This is a genomic window from Streptomyces sp. cmx-4-9 (assembly GCF_046548835.1).
In the GTDB taxonomy this organism is placed as follows: Bacteria; Actinomycetota; Actinomycetes; order Streptomycetales; family Streptomycetaceae; genus Streptomyces.
This window is the reverse complement of sequence record NZ_JAEBEE010000007.1, coordinates 79,000-95,602: the sequence shown is the minus strand read 5'-3', so window position 1 is coordinate 95,602 and position 16,603 is coordinate 79,000. Positions and strand designations below refer to the sequence as shown.

Here is a 16,603-nt window from a genome sequence, read left to right as displayed (position 1 = left end):
AAGGCCCCGCACCCGGTCGGGCGCGGGGTCGCACGCGTCGAGGAACCTAGGAGCACGGAGTTGACGTGACCCCACATCCTCATGACGCCCGAGCGACCACTGCGCGTGCAACCTCCCTGCGGGTACTTCCGGACGACGGACGACGGACGACGGACGACGGACGACAACCGGCTGGGCAGGCGCGCCCGGGCCGTGCGGAAAAAGTCCGGGGGAATCGCGGCGGCGGCGATGAGTTTCGCCGCCGCCCCCGGTCCACCCCTCGACACACCGCCGCGACCCCGCGAGAGAAAGAGGGACCGAGATGTCCGCCACCATGATCTTCGTCAACCTGCCCGTCAAGGACCTGGGCGCCGCCCGGACCTTCTGGGGCACGCTGGGCTACTCCTTCAACGACCGGTTCAGCGACGAGAACTGCACCTCCGTGGTGATCAGCGACACCATCGTGGCGATGCTCCTGACCGAGGCCCGCTACAAGGACTTCACCCACAAGGAGATCGCGGACGCCACCAGGACCTCCGAGGTCCTGCTGTGCCTGAGCGCCGAAAGCCGCGCCAAGGTCGACGAGCTCGTGGGCGCGGCCCTCGCGGCCGGTGCCACCGAGCCCCGGCCGGCCCAGGACCTCGGCTTCATGTACGGCCGCGCCTTCGACGACCTCGACGGCCACACCTGGGAGATCATGTGGATGGACCCGGCGGCCGTCCAGGGCTGACGGCCGCGGCTCACGAGGTGGCGGCGGTCCGCACCCGGTAGGTCCGGACCGCCACGTCCTCGTCGTCCAGGCAGCGCCCCGACTCCAGGTCGAAGCGCTGCTTGAGCAGCGGAGAGGCGACGAAGGTCCGGCCCTGCGCACACCCCAGCAGCCCCCGCGAGAGCACCTGGGCGCCGGTGAAGGGGTCCTGGTTGGCGATCGCGTACGTGCGCCCCGAGCGGTCCGTGAACACCGCGGCCTGACTCCCGTCGGGCAGCAGAGCGGCCACCCCGCGCCCGGGGACCAGCGCCGACAGCTCGCACACCGTCAGCCAGCCCTCGGTCACTTCCAGTTCGACGGTCATCGGCGGCCTCCCACGGGCTCCAGGGTGAGAACGGCCAGGTCGGGCTTGACCTGGTCCCGTTCGGGGACGAACTTCACGGTCGGGTCGGGGGCGCCGGGCGCGTTGACGAAGGACACGAACCGGCGCAGCCGCTCAGGGTCCTGGAGCGTCTCGGCCCACTCGTCGCGGTAGTGCGCCACGTGGTCGGCCATCAGCAGCTCCAGCTCCGCGCACAGGCCGAGCGAGTCGTGCACGACCACGTCCCGCAGGTGGTCCAGGCCCCCCTCCAGCCGGTCCAGCCAGGTGGAGGTCCGCTCCAGCCGGTCCGCGGTGCGGATGTAGAACATCAGGAACCGGTCGATGAGGCGTACCAGTTCGGCGTCGGAGAGGTCCTGGGCGAGCAGGTCGGCGTGGCGCGGGGTGGCCCCGCCGTTGCCGCCGACGTACAGGTTCCAGCCACTGGCCGTCGCGATCACCCCGAAGTCCTTGCTCTGCGCCTCCGCGCATTCGCGGGCGCAGCCGGAGACCGCCGACTTCAGCTTGTGCGGGGCGCGCAGACCCCGGTAGCGCAGCTCCAGGTCGATGGCCATCCGCACGCTGTCCTGGACCCCGTACCGGCACCAGGTCTGCCCGACGCAGGACTTCACCGTCCGCAGGGCCTTCCCGTACGCGTGCCCGGACTCGAATCCGGCGTCGACGAGCCGGGCCCAGATCCGGGGGAGCTGGTCCACGCTCGCGCCGAAGAGGTCGATCCGCTGCCCACCGGTGATCTTCGTGTAGAGGCCGAAGTCCCGGGCCACCTCGCCGATCACGATCAGCTTGTCCGGGGTGATCTCACCGCCGGGGATGCGCGGGACGACCGAGTACGAACCGTTGCGCTGGAGGTTGGCGAGGAAGTGGTCGTTGGTGTCCTGGAGGGCGGCCTGCTCCCCGTCCAGCACGTACCCGCTCGCGCCCAGCGTCGGGGCCAGGGAGGCGATGATCGAGCCGACGGTGGGCTTGCAGACCTCGCAGCCGTCGCCGCCGCGGGCCTCCGGGCGGCCGTGCCCGTCGAGGAGCTGGTCGTACGAGGTCAGCCGGCGGGTGCGGACGATCTCGTAGAGCTCGGCCCGGGTGTGCGGGAAGCAGGCGCACAGCCCCGTGTCGGCGGCGGCGGGCAGCAGCTGGCCGATCACCTTCAGGCAGCTGCCGCAGCCCGTGCCCGCCTTCGTGCACTTCTTGACCTCGGGCAGCGAGGAGCAGGCGGCGATGGCCTTCTTGGTCACGTTGTGGCAGGAGCAGATCACTGCGTCGTCGGGGAGGGAGGCGGGGCCGAGTGCGACGGGCGCGCCGAGGCCGGCGGGCAGCACCAGCTGCTCCGGGGCGATCGGCGGGACGCTGCCGGTCAGCGGGCGCAGCAGCCCGTACGCGTCGGCGTCGCCGACCAGGACCCCGCCGAGGAGCACCCCCTCGGGGGAGACGACCAGCTTCTTGTAGATCCCGGAGCGGGAGTCGGACCAGACCACGTCCAGGCTGCCCTCCGCACTGCCGTGGGCGTCGCCGAAGGAGGCCACGTCCACGCCCAGCAGCTTCAGCTTGGTGGAGAGGTCGGCCCCGGTGAACTCCTTCTCCCGGCCCAGCAGGTCCTGCACGGCGGTCTCCGCCATCTCGTAGCCCGGGGCCACCAGTCCGTAGACGCGGCCGTCGCAGGCCAGCGCGCACTCCCCGATGGCGTAGACCCGCGGGTCGGAGGTCCGGCAGCGGGCGTCGACGGCGATGCCCCCGCGCTCGCCGACCTCCAGGCCCGCGGCACGGGCCAGCTGGTCGCGGGGGCGCACCCCGGCGGAGAAGACGACGAGGTCGGTGTCGACGGTGGACCCGTCGGACAGCCGCATGCCGCAGACCCGGCCGTCCTCGCCGGTCAGCACCTCCTGGGTGCCGACCCCGGTGTGCACGGTGAGGCCCATGGACTCGATCGTGCGCAGCAGGGCGGCCCCGCCGCCCTCGTCGACCTGTACGGGCATCAGGCGCGGGGCGAACTCCACGACGCGGGTGGCGAGACCGAGCCCCTGGAGCGCCCCGGCCGCCTCCAGCCCGAGCAGGCCGCCGCCGACGACCGCGCCGTGCGTGCGGGAGGCGGCGTACTCCTCGATCGCGAGGAGGTCCTCGATGGTGCGGTACACGAAGCAGCCGGGGGCGTCCTTGCCGGGGACGGGCGGCACGAAGGGGTGGCTGCCGGTCGCCAGGACCAGCACGTCGTACGGGAAGACCCGCCCGGAGCGGGAGGTCACGGTGCGGGCGGCCCGGTCCACGTGCTCGGCCGGGTCGCCGAGGTGCAGGGAGATGCCGTGCTGCTCCATGAAGTCCGGCGGTGTCATCGACAGGTCCTCGACGCTGCTGCCGGAGAAGTACGAGGTCAGGTGCACGCGGTCGTAGGCGGGCCGGGGCTCCTCGCACAGCACGGTGACCTGGTGCGTGAGGGTGGCTCCGTGCTCGGCGAGCGCTTCGAGGTAGCGCTGGCCGACCATGCCGTGCCCGATGAGCACGATCGTGGGCAGGGGCTCGGTCATGTCAGTGGCCTCCGTCGTCGGTGAGCAGGTGGAACAGGTCGGCGGTCTCGGGCAGCCGGGCATCGTCGTCCCAGGTGCGGGCGAGGGCCCCCACGGTGGAGAGTTCGCCGAGCAGCACGCCGCCGACGAGGCGGTCGCCGCGGACGACAACCTTCCGGTAGGTCCGGCGGGTGGCGTCGGACAGGCGCAGCACGTCGTCCCCGGGGAGCGGGGTGGTCTCGCCGAAGGCGGCGAGGTCCAGCGGGCCGCCCCCGGCGCAGCCGAGGGTCAGGCGGGTCAGGGCGCGGGTGCCGGTGTACGGGGTCCCCGGGCCGGACAGGAGCCCGGCGAGCGCGTCGGCCTGCTCCAGGGCGGGACCGGCCAGGCCGTACACCCGGCCCGCGTGCTCGGCGCAGTCGCCGACGGCGTGCACGTCGGGGTCGGAGGTGCGCAGCCGGTCGTCGACCACGATCCCGGTGCGCACCTCCAGCCCGGCGGCCGAGGCCAGACCGGTGCGGGGGCGCACCCCGCAGGCCAGCACGACGAGGTCGGCGTCCAGCCGGTACCCGTCCGCGAACTCGACGCCGGTGACCCTCCGGTCCCCGCCGTCGTCCCGCGGCTTCCCCGGCTCGGCCCGGACCCGCCGGTGCGGGGGCCGCGCCGGCGGCTGCGCCGTGGTCAGGCCGCGGACCCGGCACTCCGTGTGGATCTCCAGCCCCAGCGCGCACAGGTGCGCGTGCAGCAGGGCGGAGGCGTCCGCGTCCAGCTGGCGCTCCATCAGCCGCTCGCCCTGCTGGGCCAGCACCACCTGCGCGCCGCGTTCGGCCAGGGCGCGGGCCGCCGAGACGCCGAGCAGGCCGCCGCCGATCACCACCGCCCGCACGCCGGGCCGCACCGCCGCCGACAGTGCCAGGCAGTCGTCCATGGTGCGGAAGGCGTGCACCCCGGCCGGCAGGTCCCGTCCCCCCGGGGCGAAGAGGCCGCGCAGCGGCGGCAGGACCGGGTTGGACCCGGTGGCCAGCACCAGCGTGTCGTACGCCTCCACCGTGCCGTCGTCGCAGCGCACGGCCCGCTCGGCGCGGTCGATCCGCACCGCCCGGACACCGCGGCGCAGCACCGGGCCGGGCTCCGGCAGGGCGATCACCTCCGGTGCGTACCGGCCCGCCAGGACCTCCGCGAGGAGGACGCGGTTGTACGGCGCGTACGGCTCCTCGCCGAGGACCGTCACCGAGGTGCCGGCCTGCGCGGCGAGTCTCCGCGCGAGCCGCAGGCCCGCGAGGCCGCCGCCGATCACCACCACACGCTGGTCCGAGGTCATGCCCCGAGCGTGCGCGGCTGCTGTTTCCCCTCCGCACCGCCCGTGTTACCCGGGCGGAACGCCCACCTCAGCGCGGTGGTTAAGGCTCGGTGAGGCCTTCCTCAAGGCCGCCTTAAGCACCGTCCCCGCTGCCCCGGCGGCCCTTAGCGTGACCCGTATGCGAGACGTGGCGGGGCGGGTCAGGGGCGGGATGCTGGGCGGGGCGGGGGCGGTGTCCCTGCTGTGGGCGGCGCAGGTCCGCCCGTCCGCCCGGCCCGACGCCCTGTTCGCCACGGCCGCCCACCTCACCGGCCTGCTCGCCGGGTACGGGGTGCTGGTCCTGCTGTTCCTGATGGCCCGGGTGCCCGCCGTCGAGCACGGCGTCGGCGCCGGCCGGCTGGCCCGCTGGCACGCCCTGGGCGGCCGGTACGTGCTGCTCCTGTGCTTCGGCCACGGGCTGTTCGCCCTGCTCGGATACGCCGTACACCAGGGGCTCGACCTGGTCTCGGCGGGCCGCGGGCTCCTCGGCTACCCGGCGCTGGCCGCCGCCGCACTGGGCACCGTGCTGCTCGCCGCGGTCGGCGCGAGCTCCGCCCGTGCGGTGCGCCGCCGGGTCTCCCACGAGACCTGGCGCGGGGTGCACCTGCTGGTCTACCTCGCCGCCGCCCTGGCCTTCGGCCACCAGCTCGTCGGCCCCGACCTCGCTCCGGCCGCCTGGTTCTGGGCCCTTGCCCACAGCGTGGTCGCGGTCCTGCTGCTCTGGTACCGCGCGGTGGTCCCCGTACGCCAGGCCCTGCGGCACGCCCTGCGGGTGGCGGAGGTCAGGGCCGAGGGGCCCGGGACGGTCTCCGTGGTGATGCACGGGCAGCACCTCGCGGAACTCCGGGCGGAGCCGGGCCAGTTCCTGCGCTGGCGGTTCCTGCAGCGGCGGCTGTGGCACACGGCTCTGCCGTTCTCCCTGTCGGCGCCGGTCCGCGGGGACACCCTCCGGATCACCGTCAAGGGGCTGGGCGGGCACTCCCGCCGCATCCGCCGGCTGCGTCCCGGCACCCGGGTGCTGGCCACCGGCCCGTTCGGGGCGCTCACCGCCGCCCGCCGCACGCGGCCGAAGGTGCTGCTGATTGCGGGCGGGGTCGGCATCACCCCGCTGCGGGCCCTGTTCGAGACGCTGCCCGGCGGACCCGGCGACCTCACCCTGCTCTACCGGGCCGGGGCCGAGGAACAGCTCGTCCTGCGGGCCGAGCTGGAGGCCATCGCCGCCGAGCGGCAGGCCGGGCTGCACTACCTGCTCGGGCCCTCGGGCGGCGCCTGGGACCCGCTCGCCCCGCTGGCGCTCGCCGCGCTGGTCCCGGACCTGGCCGAGCACGACGTGTACCTGTGCGGCCCGCCGGGGATGACCGAGGCCACCCGCTCGGCGCTGCTGCGGGCCGGGGTCCCGGCGGGGCGCATCCACTGCGAGTGCTTCACCTTCTGAGCCCCAGTCCCTGTCCCCGAGCCGCCGGGGCCCGCGCCCGTCCACCCGGCCCGTCCACCGGGCCCGCCCGGGTCCGTCCGCCGGGTCCGTCCGCCAGCCCGTCCGCCGGGTCCGTACACCGGGCCCGTCCACCCGGCCCGCCCGGTCCGTTCGCCGGGTCCGTCCACCCGGCCCGCCCGGGTCCGTCCGCCGGGCCCGTCCGCCGGGCCCGTCCGCCGGGCCCGTCCGCCAGGCCCGCCCGGGTCTCCGCCCGGTCTGTCCGCGTCCGAGAGGTCACCGCGCCATGCGTCACCCGCTGCACGTCCCCTTGTCCATGCCCGTGCCCGCGCCCATGCCCATGCCCATGCCCGCGCCCGTGCCCGCGCCCGGCCCGGACCGTCCGGCCCCCGCCGCGGCCCGGCACCGCAGACCCTCCCCCTGGCAGCCGCGGCACGCCGCGCGCGCCGCGCTGGCCGCCGTACCGCCCGCACGGCGGCTGGCCGCGGGGCTGGGGCTGGCGAGCGTGCTGGCCGCGAGCGCGCTGACGGCAGTCGCGGAACCGGCCGCCCCGGTGGCTCCCGACCGGGCTCCCGCCGGGCAAAGCTCAACCTTTGCGCAAGTTTCCGGCCCCTGACGGCCGCTGCGCGCATCAGGTCCATAGGGTCAGGACGTGCCTGACATATCGACAACCATGATCATCGTGCTGTGCGTGGCCGCCGCGGCGGCCGGCTGGATCGACGCGGTGGTGGGCGGCGGCGGCCTGCTGCTCCTGCCCGCCCTGCTGCTCGGCCTGCCGAACGCCCACCCCGCCACGGTCCTCGGCACCAACAAGGCCGTGGCCATCGTCGGCACCGGCGGCGCCGCCGTCACGTACCTGCGCAAGGCCCCGGTGGACGTGAAGCTGGCCGTCCGCATCGGCGCCGCCGCGCTCGCCGGGTCGATGGGCGGCGCCGCGCTCGCCGGAGGCATCAGCAAGGACGCGCTCCGCCCGCTGATCATGGTGGTGCTCGTGGTCGTGGCCGGCTTCGTGCTCTTCCGGCCCGCCTTCGGCGCCGCCCCGGCCGCCTCGCCCGTCAGCCGCCGCCGGGTGCTGCTCGCCATCGCCCTGGCCGGGCTCGGCATCGGCTTCTACGACGGCCTCATCGGGCCGGGCACCGGCACCTTCCTGGTGCTCGCGCTCACCGCGCTGCTCCACCTCGACCTGGTCACCGCCTCCGCCACCGCCAAGATCGTCAACGTGTGCACGAACGCCGGGGCCCTGGCGATGTTCGCCTACCAGGGCATGGTGCTGTGGCAGCTGGCCGCGCTGATGGCGGTGTTCAACCTGGCCGGCGCCATGGTCGGGGCCCGCATGGCCCTGAAGAAGGGCAGCGGCTTCGTCCGCGGCGTACTGCTCACGGTGGTGGGCGCCCTGGTGGTGAAGCTCGGCTTCGAGCAGTGGGGCTGAGTCGGGCCCGTCCCGGACGGAGGGGCCGGGCCCGGACGGGGAGCTCCCCGGGGCGGGCCTCAGTACGTCCCGGTCAGGTGGGCGAAGACCACCACGTTGCCCCGGTAGCCGGTGCGGGGCGAGAATCCGCCCCCGCAGGTGATGATCCGCAGCTCCGCCCGCCGCGAGGGCCCGTACACGCGGGAGTCGGGGAAGGCCCGGGCGTCGTACACCTCGACCGCGTGCACGGTGAACACCGCCGTCCGCCCGTCCGCGCGCGGCACCTCGACCGCGGCCCCGCGGCGCAGCGCACCCAGGCGGTAGAAGACCGCCGGCCCGGTGGCATGGTCCACGTGCCCCGCGACCACGGCCGTCCCGGCGGCGCCCGGGGTGGTGCCCTCGCGGTACCAGCCGGCCAGGTCGCGCCGTGCGGGCGGGGGCACTTCCAGGCTGCCGCCCGGTTCCAGGCCGAGGCCCACCAGCGGGGCGTCGACCCGGATGGACGGGATCCGGATGCGGGTGGGCGGGGAGCCGGGCAGCGGGGCGATGCCCGCTCCCGCAGGGTCGGCCCCGGCGGCGGCCAGCGCCTCAGCGGCCGAGGGCAGGGGCGGTCCGACGGGCTCGTGGGAGCCGGTGTCGACGAGCCAGACGCCGACACAGGCGGCCAGGACGAGGAGGCCGGCATGACGGGCGGTGGGCCTGCGCCCGCTCCGGACGGTGCGGCCCGGACGGGCCCCGGGACCGCCCCGGACGGCTCGGACTTCGCGACCCATGCGCAACCCCCTCGGCTGTCGATTCGGGGTGACTGGCCGTCGCCCGCCCCGCGAACGGGGGGACCTCGCGGGACGGGCGACGGGGGACGGTACCGGTCGGACCGCGGCCGAAGCCGCGGTGGGCGTCCGTCAGCTCCGCGTGCCGCTCGCCCGGCGACGCATGAGCCAGGTACCGCCGACGGCGGTGGCGGCCAGCACTGCCGCTCCCGCCGCGATCTTGGCGGGGTCGGCGGTGGTGGTCATGCCACCGCCCACCCCGGTGTGGACGTGGCCCTGCGGGCCCCGTTCGGTCACGACCAGGTCGCCGGTGGCGAACTTGCCGTCGGCGCAGGTCGCGCCGATGCCGTAGGTGCCCGCGCGGGCGCTGGGGGAGACCTGGAACTGCCCCACCACCACGTCCTTGTGCGTCCCCGGGGCCAGCTTGAAGCGGCCCCCGCCCACCGTGCTGGCATCGCCGTCGGCGTGGCTGCCGTGGCCGCAGGCCGTGGTGTTCACGGTGACGGTGGCGCCGGGGGCGGCGGATTTCGGCCACACCTCCAGCGGGGAGAAGTCACCGGGTGCCGCGAAGCTCGCCGTGCCGAGTTCGGCGGCGGCCACCGCACCGGCGACCGGGCCGGTGAACGCGGCGACCGTCAGCGCGGTGGCGGTGAGCGCGTGGGCGGTGCGTCGGCGCATGGGAGTTCTCCTGGGGACACGGGGTCGTGTTCCCGAGGTAACCCGCCGCCGGGGACGCCCGCCTGCTGAGACACCGTCAGCTCAGGCCGACGGGGCCCGCCGGCCGGGCAGTCTGCGCAGGTCAGGCCGGGTGCGCGGGTGATTACGGCGGACCTCGCCGTCCGGGTGACGGGTGACGCGGGCGCCGATCACCTCCGCCCGGCCGGGCGCGAGCGTCAGCCCCGGCCCGGCGGTGCGTACGGTGGGGCACGCGGCGGAAGTCGGGACCTCCGTCCCGCTCCGCGCACGGTCCGGCGGCGCCGGGCCGCAGCCGTCGTACCCGTAGGAGGGCATCGTGGCACCGGTCGTTCGGCCATCGGACGGGAGCGGGCAGCTCCCCTTCTTCGTCTACGGGACGCTGCGCCCGGGGGAGGTCAACCACGAGCTGTTCCTGCGCGGCCGCACGGCTGCACAGGAACCCGCCGTGCTCCCGGACGCGGCGCTCTACGACGGCCCCGGCTACCCGTACGCGGTCCACCGCCCCGGCCCCGGCATCGTCGGCGAGCTGGTCACCGCCGACCCGGAGGGCTACGGCGACCTGCTGGCCGCCCTGGACCTCCTGGAGGAGTACGAGGGCCCGGGCCGCCCCGGGAACGTCTACGACCGCACCGCCCGCGAGGTGCTGCGCCCCGACGGGACCCGCGTACTGGCCTGGGTCTACCTGGCCTCGGCCCTCCTCGCCCGCGAACTGCGCTCCTCGGGCCGGGAGATACCGGGCGGCGACTGGCTGGGGCGGAGCTAGCTCATCCCGTGCGGCGGGCCGGGCCAGGCCGCCTCTAGAGGCCTTCGGCGCCGCGGTTGCGCAGGCGGCGGCCGTACTGCTGGAGGACCCACAGCTCCTCCTGGACCGCCGCGTGCTGCTCCGGCGGGGCCTGCGGGCTCAGGCGGGTCAGGGTGCCCTGGATCTCCAGGACCCGGCGGTCGACGGCACGCAGGCGGACCTGGACCAACTGGACCCCGGCGTAGATCTCGTCCACCGTCTTGGCGTGGATGGCCTCGACCGCCAGCTCCGTGACCATCGCCCGGACGGTGTCGTTCGGCGCGGCCTCGCGGACCCGGGCCAGGTAGTCGTCCCCGGCCTGCGAGGCGCCGCCCGCGTCCTGGATGGCCTGGCGGACCGCGGCGTAGGGCGGGGCGGTGAACTCGTCGATCCCGTACGCATCGAAGGCGGGGGAGACCAGCGCGGGCCGCTGCAGCGCCAGCTTCAGCAGCTCGCGCTCGGTGCGGTGGGCGGGGCTGCGCAGGTTCAGCGCGGGCCCGCCGCCGACCGGGGCCGCAGCCGGGGCGGCCGGCTGCTCGGGACGGCCCCGGCGCTGCGGCTGCGGCTGGTTGCCGCGCTCCCGGGCCCACCGCGCCAGCTGCGCGACCCGCTTGACGACGAACTGCTCGTCGAGGATGCCCAGCATCCCCGCCAGCTGGACCGCCGACTCGTGCTGGATCGAGAGGTCCTTGATGCTCGCGACGACCGGCGCGGCCTCCGCCAGTGCGGCGGCCCGCCCCGCCGGGTTCTCCAGGTTGTGCCGGGCCACGATGTGCCGCAGCGCGAACTCGAACAGCGGGGTACGGGCTTCCACCAGCCCCGAGACGGCCGCGTCGCCCTGGGCGAGCCGCAGGTCGCAGGGGTCCATCCCGCCCGGGGCGATGGTGATGGAGGTCTCGGCGGCGAACTTCTGGTCGTCCTCGAAAGCGCGCAGGGCGGCCTTCTGTCCGGCCGCGTCACCGTCGAAGGTGAAGATCACTTCGGCGGTGGCGTTGTCCATCAGCAGCCGGCGCAGGATCTTGATGTGGTCCCCGCCGAAGGCGGTGCCGCAGGTGGCGATGGCGGTGGTCACCCCGGCGAGGTGGCAGGCCATCACGTCCGTGTAGCCCTCGACCACGACGGCGCGCGAGGTCTTCGCGATCTCCTTCTTCGCCAGGTCGATGCCGTACAGCACCTGGGACTTCTTGTAGATCGCGGTCTCGGGGGTGTTCAGGTACTTGGGGCCGTTGTCGTCCTCGCGCAGCTTGCGCGCGCCGAAGCCGACGACCTCTCCGCTGATGTCGCGGATCGGCCACATCAGCCGGCCGCGGAAGCGGTCGATGGGCTTGCCGCTGCGGCTGTCCTGGGCGAGCCCGGAGGTGATCAGCTCCTTGTCGCTGAAGCCCCGGCCGCGCAGGAAGCGGGTCAGGTGGTCCCAGCCGGCGGGGCTGTAGCCCACGCTGAAGTGGGCGGCCGCCGCCTGGTCGAAGCCGCGTTCGGCCAGGAACGTGCGGCCGATCTCGGCCTCGGGGCCGTCGAGCTGCTCGATGTAGAACTGCGCCGCGGCCTTGTGCGCCTCGACCAGCCGGATGCGCTCGCCGCGCCCGCTGGTACCGGCGGTGTAGCCGCCCTCCTCGTACCGCAGGGTGATGCCGGCCTGGCCGGCCAGGCGTTCGACCGCCTCCGAGAAGGAGAGGTGGTCGATCTTCATGATGAAGTCGAGGGTGTCCCCGCCGGCCTGGCAGCCGAAGCAGTGGTAGAGCCCCTTGCTCGGGCTGACCTGGAAGGACGGGGACTTCTCGTCGTGGAAGGGGCACAGGCCCTTGAGGTTGCCGCCGCCCGCGTTGCGCAGCTGGAGGTAGTCGGAGACGACGGCGTCGATCGGGACCGCGTCCCGTACCGCCTTCACGTCGTCGTCATTGATCCGTCCTGCCACCCGTGAAGTCTACGGCCGGGCGCGGACGGATCGGTCAGGCACCCTCCGCCGTGATCAGCGATTCAAGCGGAACGGACGGGTCCGCCAGAGCCTCGCGGTCCACCGGAGCCTTGGACCTGATCAAGGCCTGAATGTGCCCTGTGACGTCCCACACATTCACGTTCATTCCGGCCAGCACCCGCCCCTCGGACAGCCAGAAGGCGACGAACTCCCGCTTCCCCAGGTCCCCGCGGATCAGCACCTGGTCGTAGCCGCCGGGCGGGGCGTAGCCCGAGTACTCCAGGCCCACGTCGTACTGGTCGGAGAAGAAGTACGGCACCCGGTCGTACGCGACGTGCTGCCCCAGCATCGCCCGCGCCGCGGCCGGACCGCCGTTCAGGGCATTCGCCCAGTGCTCCACCCGCAGGCGTTCCCCCAGCACCGGGTGGTGGGCGGCGGCCACGTCCCCCACCGCGAACACGTCCGGGTCGGAGGTGCGCAGCGAGGCGTCCACCGCGATCCCGCCCCCGTGCTCCCGGTCCACCAGGGCCAGCCCGGAGGTCTCGGCGAGCGCGGTCCGCGGCGCGGCCCCGATCGCCGCCAGCACCGCGTGCGCCGGGTGCTCCTCGCCGTCGTCGGTCCGGGCGGCCAGCACCATGCCGTCGTGGCCCACGATCTCGGTCAGCCGCGCCCCGAAGTGGAACCGCACCCCGTGGTCGGCGTGCAGGTCCGCGAAGAGCCGGCCGATCTCCGGGCCGAGGACCGCGTGCAGCGGGGTGGCCTCCGGCTCGACCACGGTGACCTCGGCGCCGTACCCGCGGGCCGCCGCGGCCACCTCCAGCCCGATCCACCCGGCGCCCGCGATCAGCAGGTGGCCGTTGTCCCGGCCGAGGCCGGCCAGTACCCCGCGCAGCCGCTCGGCGTGGGCGAGCCGCCGCAGGTGGTGCACCCCGGCCAGCCCCGTGCCGGGGACGTCCAGGCGGTGCGGTTCGGCGCCCGTGGCCAGCAGCAGCTTGTCGTAGTGCAGGGCCGTGCCGTCGCCGAGGACCACCTTCTTGGCGTCCCGGTCCAGCTGCACGGCCGGCTGGCCCAGGTGCAGCTCGATGTCGGAGCGCGCGTACCAGGAGGGCTCGTGGACGAAGACGCTGTCCCGGTCCTCCTTGCCCATCAGGTAGCCCTTGGACAGCGGCGGCCGTTCATAGGGGTGGTCGCGTTCGTCGCCGATCAGGATCACCCGCCCCGTGAAGCCCTCGGACCGCAGCGTCTCGGCTGCCTTGGCCCCGGCAAGCCCCGCGCCGACGATGACGAAAGTCCGGTGTGCGTCGACCACCTGATGCCTCCTCATAACCTCTGCGCCACATGCGACCACATGCGAGCGTCCCGCACTGAGCCTGCCGCGTGAAGGGGCAGTGGCCCGATCGGCTCACCCTTCGGCGCGTCGGGTGCGCCGGGTGAGGCGTGCGTGCAGGGACCGGGCCGATGCGTCGGTCAGGCACGCGATCTGGTCGACGACCGCCCGTTTTCTGGCCCGGTCGTCCCCGGCGGCGTCGAAGGCCGCCCGGAACTGGGGGTCCAGCCCTTCCGGTGCGCGGGCGCTCAACGCCTCGGCGAGTTCGGCCAGGACGATGCGCTGGTCCGCCCGGATCCGCTCCTGCTCGTCGCGCTGTATCACGTACAGGTCGGCGACGGCCTTGAGCACGGCGCATTCGAGGCGCGCCTCGCGAGGGACCACCAGTTCGGCGCCGTACCGGGTCAGCCGCCCGGACCCGTAGGCCTCGCGGGTCGCCCCCTCGGCGGCCAGGCAGAACCGGCCGATCAGCTGGCTGGTCGCGTCCTTCAGCCGGGCCTGCGCGACGGCCGAGCCGTCGTACCCGTGCGGCCACCACTCCTGTTCCATCAACCGGTCCAGGGCCGTGCGCAGTTCCTCGGCCCCGGTGTCCGACGGCACGTAGCGGCCGATGGCCACCCGCCAGATCTCGGCCCGCTCGGGCTCGGAGAACAGCAGGTTGGGATCCAGGTGACCGGCGTGCAGCCCGTCCTCGAAGTCGTGCACGGAGTACGCCACGTCGTCGGCCCAGTCCATGACCTGGGCCTCGAAGCACTTGCGGTCCGCGGGCGCCCCGCGGCGCAGCCAGGCGAAGACGGGCAGGTCGTCCTCGTACGCCCCGAACTTCACCGAGCCGGGGTCGGTGGGGTGCTCCCCGCGGGCCCAGGGGTACTTGGTGGCGGCGTCCAGGCAGGCACGCGTCAGGTTGAGGCCGACGCTGACCAGCCCGCCCGTCGCGGGATCGGGCACGAACCGCTTGGGCTCCAGCCGCGTCAGCAGGCGCAGGGACTGGGCGTTGCCCTCGAAGCCGCCGCAGTCCTCGGCGAACTCGTTGAGCGCTTCCTCGCCGTTGTGGCCGAAGGGCGGGTGGCCCATGTCGTGCGACAGGCAGGCGGCCTCGACCAGGTCGGGATCGCAGCCGAGGGCCGCGCCGAGCTCCCGCCCGACCTGCGCGCACTCCAGGGAGTGGGTCAGGCGGGTGCGCGGGCTCGCGTCCCAGTCGTGGCTGCGGGAGCCGGGCGCGACGACCTGCGTCTTGCCGGCGAGGCGGCGCAGGGCAGCGGAGTGCAGGACGCGGGCCCGGTCGCGCTGGAAGGCGGTGCGCCCCGGCCGCTTGTCCGGTTCGGGCGACCAGCGCTCGACGTCGGCCGGTTCGTACGGCAGGCCGGTGCCGGAGGGGTCTGCTGCGGATCCGTGGACGGGGGCGGTGCCTTGCGTGCCTTCCATGCCCCGACGTTAACCGCAAGCACCGACAATCCGAGCAATCCGAACGAACACGCTGCTCAGGCGGTGGCCAGTTCCCGCCGGGTACGGCGGGCGGCCAGGGCCTCGTCGTAGCGCTGGAGCACCAGGCGGGCCAGCGCCGGGTGCGCGCCGAGCGGGGCGGCGGCCGGGCCGGACGCGGCGGCGGCGCACTGGGCGGCGAACCGGCCGGGAGCGACGAAGTACGAGGCGACCGCGGCCCGGTGGTGTCCGCGGGCGGCCAACGCCCGGACCGCCTCGGCGACGGTGGGGCCGGCGGCGGACGCGTAGGCGGGGACGACGGGCACCCCGCCGAGGCGTTCCGAGAGCAGGGCGGCCGTACGGCGGGTGTCGGCCGCAGCGTCCGGGTCGCGGGACCCGGCGGCGGCCAGGACCACGGCTCCCGCCCCGTCCCGGCCCCCTCCGCGGCCTCGGCTCCAGCCCGCCTCCAGCAGCCGTTCGTACAGGGCCTCGACGAGCAGCGGGTGCGGGCCGAGCGGGGCGGCGACCGCCGTGTCGAGGTGGGCGGCCCGGGCGGCGGCCGCCGGCAGGTCGCGTTTGACGTGGTGGCCGCGGCCCAGCAGCAGCGGCACGAGGACCGCCGCACCGGAGGTGGCGCGCAGGGTGTCCGGCAGCAGCGGGAGGTTCAGCTCCAGGTGTCCGAGCCGTACGTCGAGCCGGGGGCGGAGCTCGCGGACCGCTTCCAGGAGGGCCAGGGCGGCGGGCAGGGCGAGCGGGTCGCGGCTGCCGTGGGCCACGGCGACGAGGGTGGGGTGCATGGGGCGGCTCCTGGGACGAGCGCGGGGCGGGCCCGGGGCGGGCGCACCGCGCTGAGCTGCGTGCCGAGCTGGGCGGTGAACCGGGTCAGCAGCTCGGCCGTGGTGTCGAGGGGGAGGTGGGGGAGGGCGGGGAGAAGGGGGAGAAGGGGGAGGTGGGGGAGGGACAGGGCTTCAGGCGGGTGCACCGGCTCCGTCATGGACTGATCCTGCGCCCCCCAGGTTGCCTGGGCGTTGCGGCGGGGTGACGGGTGTTTACCGGGTGCTCACTCGCTCATTCGTACGGGTGAAAGGTGGGGGAGGCGGAACTGGGGGCCGGGGGTGGTTCGTCCATCCGTACGAACGACGGGTGAGGTGCGGGACACGAGGGGGAGCCGTGAGGATGCCGAAGTGGACGGGCCGGATGGGCCGGGCGGGTCGGCCGGGTCGGGTGGTCTTGGCGGGCCGGGCGGTCTTGGCGGGCCGGGCGGCGGGGCCGTTGCGGAGTCTGCGGTCCGTGCGGGGCAGGCGGCGGGCCGTGCAGGCCGTGATGGCGGGCTGCGTGCTGGCCCTGCTGCCGTCGGCGTGGACGCACGCGGCGGCGTCGGACCGGCTGCGGACCACGGCGGACGCGCCCGCGGCCGAGGTGGCCGTGGTCTTCGGAGCGGGCCTGTGGCACGGGCGGCCCACGCCGTACCTGGCCGACCGGCTCGACGCCGCCGCCGAGCTGTACCGCACCGGCAAGGTCAAGGTCGTGCTCGTCACGGGCGACAACAGCCGCACGGAGTACGACGAGCCGGACGCGATGCGCACCTACCTCACCGGGGCGGGCGTACCCGACGGCCGGATTGTCAGCGACTACGCGGGCTTCGACACCTGGGACTCCTGCGTCCGGGCCAGACAGATCTTCGGGGTCGACCGAGCCCTGCTGGTCAGCCAGGGGTTCCACATACGCAGGGCCGTCGCCCTGTGCCAGGCGGCGGGCGTGGAGTCGTACGGCATCGGGGTCGCCGATGTGCACGACGCCACCTGGTACTACGGCGGGGCCCGCGAGGTCTTCGCGGCGGGCAAGGCGGCGGTGGACGCGGCCTTCCGGCCCGCGCCGCGGTTCCTGGGCCCCAAGGAGGAGGGGGTGTCGCGCGCACTGGCCGCCCCGGCGGACTGACGCCGCCCAGCCGAACGAC

13 protein-coding genes and 1 pseudogene are annotated in these 16,603 nt (G+C 74.9%); 5 read left to right on the top strand and 9 right to left on the bottom strand.

Going from position 1 to position 16,603, the window contains the following annotated elements:
* Positions 1-301 precede the first annotated feature (301 nt).
* Entirely contained in the window at positions 302-709 is a 408-nt protein-coding gene (locus ACLJTM_RS22100; protein WP_411105404.1) for a VOC family protein, read from the top strand.
* Between the two features lie 10 nt (positions 710-719).
* Here ACLJTM_RS22100 and nirD read toward each other — a convergent pair whose 3' ends face one another.
* The 3 genes from nirD to ACLJTM_RS22085 are packed head-to-tail and all read right to left on the bottom strand — an operon-like array spanning position 720 to position 4,877.
* The gene (gene nirD / locus ACLJTM_RS22095) at positions 720-1,052 is read right to left on the bottom strand and encodes a nitrite reductase small subunit NirD (RefSeq protein WP_411105403.1); all 333 of its coding nucleotides are present in this window, start codon (positions 1,050-1,052) and stop codon (positions 720-722) included.
* Positions 1,049-3,580, bottom strand: a complete 2,532-nt coding sequence (nirB, locus tag ACLJTM_RS22090) for a nitrite reductase large subunit NirB (protein WP_411105402.1) — start codon at positions 3,578-3,580, stop codon at positions 1,049-1,051. Before nirB ends, nirD begins: the two co-directional genes overlap by 4 nt.
* A 1-nt stretch (position 3,581) precedes the next feature.
* Positions 3,582-4,877 (bottom strand): NAD(P)/FAD-dependent oxidoreductase, encoded by a 1,296-nt coding sequence (locus tag ACLJTM_RS22085; protein WP_411105401.1) that lies wholly within the window; start codon positions 4,875-4,877, stop codon positions 3,582-3,584.
* Positions 4,878-5,034: 157 nt separating this feature from the next.
* Between ACLJTM_RS22085 and ACLJTM_RS22080 the strand changes: the two genes are divergently transcribed.
* Together ACLJTM_RS22080 and ACLJTM_RS22075 are read left to right on the top strand one after the other, a co-directional pair.
* Complete coding sequence (locus ACLJTM_RS22080) at positions 5,035-6,330, top strand: ferric reductase-like transmembrane domain-containing protein (protein ID WP_411105400.1); 1,296 nt, start codon at positions 5,035-5,037, stop codon at positions 6,328-6,330.
* A 649-nt stretch (positions 6,331-6,979) separates the two neighbouring features.
* Positions 6,980-7,756 carry a sulfite exporter TauE/SafE family protein gene (locus ACLJTM_RS22075; protein ID WP_411105399.1) on the top strand — a complete coding sequence of 259 codons (777 nt, stop codon included), beginning with the start codon at positions 6,980-6,982 and terminating at the stop codon, positions 7,754-7,756.
* A 59-nt stretch (positions 7,757-7,815) separates the two neighbouring features.
* Here the strand turns inward: ACLJTM_RS22075 and ACLJTM_RS22070 are convergent, their stop codons facing one another.
* Both ACLJTM_RS22070 and ACLJTM_RS22065 read right to left on the bottom strand, forming a co-directional pair.
* On the bottom strand, positions 7,816-8,508 hold the full coding sequence (locus ACLJTM_RS22070; protein WP_411105398.1) for a class F sortase: 693 nt from the start codon (positions 8,506-8,508) through the stop codon (positions 7,816-7,818).
* A 129-nt stretch (positions 8,509-8,637) separates the two neighbouring features.
* On the bottom strand, positions 8,638-9,183 hold the full coding sequence (locus ACLJTM_RS22065; RefSeq protein ID WP_411105397.1) for a hypothetical protein: 546 nt from the start codon (positions 9,181-9,183) through the stop codon (positions 8,638-8,640).
* 334 nt (positions 9,184-9,517) lie between these two features.
* Here ACLJTM_RS22065 and ACLJTM_RS22060 point away from each other — a divergent pair, with 334 nt between their 5' ends.
* On the top strand, positions 9,518-9,964 hold the full coding sequence (locus tag ACLJTM_RS22060; RefSeq protein ID WP_411105396.1) for a gamma-glutamylcyclotransferase family protein: 447 nt from the start codon (positions 9,518-9,520) through the stop codon (positions 9,962-9,964).
* A 34-nt stretch (positions 9,965-9,998) separates the two neighbouring features.
* Here ACLJTM_RS22060 and dnaG read toward each other — a convergent pair whose 3' ends face one another.
* The 4 genes and pseudogenes from dnaG to ACLJTM_RS22040 form a co-directional block, all read right to left on the bottom strand.
* Positions 9,999-11,897 carry a DNA primase gene (gene dnaG, locus ACLJTM_RS22055; protein WP_411105395.1) on the bottom strand — a complete coding sequence of 633 codons (1,899 nt, stop codon included), beginning with the start codon at positions 11,895-11,897 and terminating at the stop codon, positions 9,999-10,001.
* Positions 11,898-11,931: 34 nt separating this feature from the next.
* Entirely contained in the window at positions 11,932-13,206 is a 1,275-nt protein-coding gene (locus ACLJTM_RS22050; RefSeq protein WP_411105394.1) for an NAD(P)/FAD-dependent oxidoreductase, read from the bottom strand.
* A 93-nt stretch (positions 13,207-13,299) separates the two neighbouring features.
* Positions 13,300-14,649: a deoxyguanosinetriphosphate triphosphohydrolase gene (locus ACLJTM_RS22045; RefSeq protein WP_411105393.1), complete on the bottom strand. Its 1,350-nt coding sequence runs from the start codon at positions 14,647-14,649 to the stop codon at positions 13,300-13,302.
* A gap of 56 nt (positions 14,650-14,705) precedes the next feature.
* Positions 14,706-15,640 (bottom strand): annotated as a pseudogene (locus tag ACLJTM_RS22040) (sirohydrochlorin chelatase).
* A 182-nt stretch (positions 15,641-15,822) separates the two neighbouring features.
* Here ACLJTM_RS22040 and ACLJTM_RS22035 point away from each other — a divergent pair.
* Positions 15,823-16,584, top strand: coding sequence for a vancomycin high temperature exclusion protein (locus ACLJTM_RS22035; RefSeq protein WP_411105786.1), 762 nt, complete (start codon positions 15,823-15,825; stop codon positions 16,582-16,584).
* Positions 16,585-16,603 lie beyond the last annotated feature (19 nt).